The 2,239-nt window shown below is 74.0% G+C and carries 4 protein-coding genes and 1 pseudogene; all 5 read left to right on the top strand.

Annotated elements, in window-relative coordinates; genetic code table 11:
• Positions 1 to 565: hypothetical protein (locus tag DW299_RS18750; RefSeq protein WP_168443046.1), on the top strand; the 565-nt coding region annotated here is incomplete at its 5' end.
• A gap of 14 nt (positions 566 to 579) precedes the next feature.
• The gene (locus DW299_RS00770) at positions 580 to 753 is read left to right on the top strand and encodes a CsbD family protein (RefSeq protein ID WP_136031698.1); all 174 of its coding nucleotides are present in this window, start codon (positions 580 to 582) and stop codon (positions 751 to 753) included.
• A 123-nt stretch (positions 754 to 876) separates the two neighbouring features.
• Positions 877 to 1,443, top strand: a complete 567-nt coding sequence (locus tag DW299_RS00765; protein ID WP_136035291.1) for an RNA polymerase sigma factor — start codon at positions 877 to 879, stop codon at positions 1,441 to 1,443.
• Positions 1,440 to 2,042, top strand: coding sequence for an Asp23/Gls24 family envelope stress response protein (locus DW299_RS00760; protein ID WP_136031671.1), 603 nt, complete (start codon positions 1,440 to 1,442; stop codon positions 2,040 to 2,042). The genes DW299_RS00765 and DW299_RS00760 overlap by 4 nt, the downstream gene beginning before the upstream one ends.
• Positions 2,042 to 2,239 (top strand): annotated as a pseudogene (locus DW299_RS00755) (hypothetical protein); the annotation flags it as partial. The gene DW299_RS00760 and the pseudogene DW299_RS00755, both read left to right, overlap by 1 nt.

Genomic DNA, 2,239 nt, shown 5'->3' with positions numbered 1-2,239 from the left:
TGCATCGGCGGTCGAGCGGGCGTCCGCCGATGCATCGGCCGCGACGGTCGACCTCGGGAGCATCGGGGAGTTCCCGCTCGCGGCCGTGTCCGCCGCGGCCGCGGCCCTGGTCGTGGTCGTCCTGCTGATCGCGTTCCTGCTCACGCAGGGCCGCGGTCGCGTGCGCGAGGTGCTCGCGGTGCCGGGTCCTCGGGGGACGACCCGGGTGGACCGCGGTGTGGCCGACGGCGTGCTGGCGGAGACGCTCGCGGCTCGGGCCGACGTGGTGTCGGCGCGGACGGTCGCGCGTCGGGCGGGCCGTCGTACCGCCCTCGGGCTCGTCGTGACGCCGCGGAAGGGGGCGGCTCTGGGGGCCGTCGTCGCCGCGGCCGAAGCGGCCGTCGCGGAGTGGGACCGGTTGCTGGGCGTGGAGGTGCCGGTGGTCGTGCACGTCGCGGACCGCGGGTGGCGCGAGCTGTTCCGGTCGAGGCAGAGGATGCGCCGGTCGCTGGCCGGCGCGGGCGAGGCGGGGCACCGGTCCCGCACCGCCCGGACGTCGTCGACCCCGAGAGCCGGGGTCGCGTGAGGAAAGGAGCCGCCATGAGCGGAGAGAACAAGATCAAGGCCGCCGCCGAGAAGATCGCCGGCAAGGCGAAGGAGGTCGTCGGCGAGGTCACCGACAACGACCGGCTCGTCGCCGAGGGCAAGGCCGAGCAGGCGAAGGGCGATGTGCGGAACGCCGCCGAGGATGTCAAGGACGCGTTCAAGAAGTGATCCCGCTCGCGCAGGGGGCGCCCCCGGTCGGGGCGCTCCCTGCGGCCGAGCCGTGCGCACGGATCCGATCCGTCGCCGCACGCGCTCCGAACCTGCAGGGGAAGCGGAACGAAGGGTGGGGGAATGGCAGCGGATGGCTCTCGCGGCCCGCTGGAACAGGCCGGGGATCACATCGTCGCGGGTCGCGCCATGGACGGCGACGTCGAGGCGTTCGCGGTGCTGGTGCGGAGGTACACGCCGATGATGCGCGCGTACACGCAGCGCATGCTGAACGGCTCGGCCGAAGTGGACGACACCGTGCAGGAGGCGTTCGTGACCGCGTGGCAGCGGTTCGGCGAGCTCGACGACCCCGGCAAGGTCAAGAGCTGGCTGATGCGCATCGTGAGTCGCAAGGCCGTGGACCGGCTCCGGCGCCACCGCCCGGCGGTCGATGTGACCGAGATCGACCGGCCGGCACCCCTGCACGCCTCGCCGTCGGCGGTGGTGGAGGTGCGCGAGGGCGTCGCGGCACTGGGAGCCGCGCTGCGGGAGCTCCCGGAGGCGCAGCGCGAATGCTGGGTGCTGCGCGAGATGGGCGGGTACAGCTACGACGAGATCGCCGCGGAGCTCGGCGTCCCCGTCAGCACGGTGCGCGGGCTGCTGGCCCGTGCGCGCGGATTCCTGATCACCCGGATGGAGGCGTGGCGATGAACGACGACCACGAGAACCCGGACCTGCGCGGTCTCGGACTGGAGCCCGACGACCTCGACGGGCACACGATCGAGGAGCTCGCCGACTACCTCGAGGCGGGGCGTCAGCCGCGCGTGGCCTCGATCGAGGAATCGCCGGGGTGCCAGCTCGCCCTCGACGCGCTCGAGCGGCTGCACGGACTGGGCGACGCGCTGATGGCGGCCGACACCGCGGCGGAGCCCGCGGTCGAGGAGGGGTGGATCGACCGGATCCTGAGCGGGATCGCGATGGACGCCAGGGCGGGACGCCGCATCCCGTTCGCCTCCGACGACCCTGCGGTGGAGCTGGCGATCACCGAGGGCGCGGTGCGCGGTCTCGTGCGGGCGGCCGAGGAGGCGGTCCCCGGCGTGCTCGTCGGGCGATGCCGCCTGGAGGGCGATGTCACGACGCCGGGTGCTCCCGTGCGCGTGGCGATCGACGCGAGCGTGCTGCACGGCGAGCCGATCCGCGGGCTGGCCGACCGGCTCCGTACCGAGGTGGACGCGCGGCTGCGCCGGCACACCGAACTCACCATCGCCGCGATCGACGTGACCGTCAAGGACATCAGGGAGGTGTCGTGATGACGCAGGATCCGACGATCGACGGCGAGGGTCGTCGCGAGCTGGCCGCCCGGATCGAACAGGTCCTGCGCGCGCAGGACGGGGTCCGCGGCGTCTACCGCTCCGGCTCGCTCATCTCGAATCTGCTCAGGGCGGGGGCCGCGGCGCTGGGCGCGACGCGCGACGCCGAGCCGATCGTGTCGGTGGCCGCGGGGGCG

The organism is Microbacterium sp. K35 (assembly GCF_004794375.1).
In the GTDB taxonomy this organism is placed as follows: Bacteria; Actinomycetota; Actinomycetes; order Actinomycetales; family Microbacteriaceae; genus Microbacterium; species Microbacterium sufflavum.
This window is presented reverse-complemented; position numbering and strand designations above follow the sequence as displayed.

Bases quoted from the DNA above. Each gene is read 5' to 3' on its own strand.
- DW299_RS00765 (WP_136035291.1), top strand. From the start codon at position 877: ATGGCAGCGGATGGCTCTCGCGGCCCGCTGGAACAGGCCGGGGATCAC.
- DW299_RS00760 (WP_136031671.1), top strand. From the start codon at position 1,440: ATGAACGACGACCACGAGAACCCGGACCTGCGCGGTCTCGGACTGGAG.
- DW299_RS00770 (WP_136031698.1), top strand. From the start codon at position 580: ATGAGCGGAGAGAACAAGATCAAGGCCGCCGCCGAGAAGATCGCCGGC.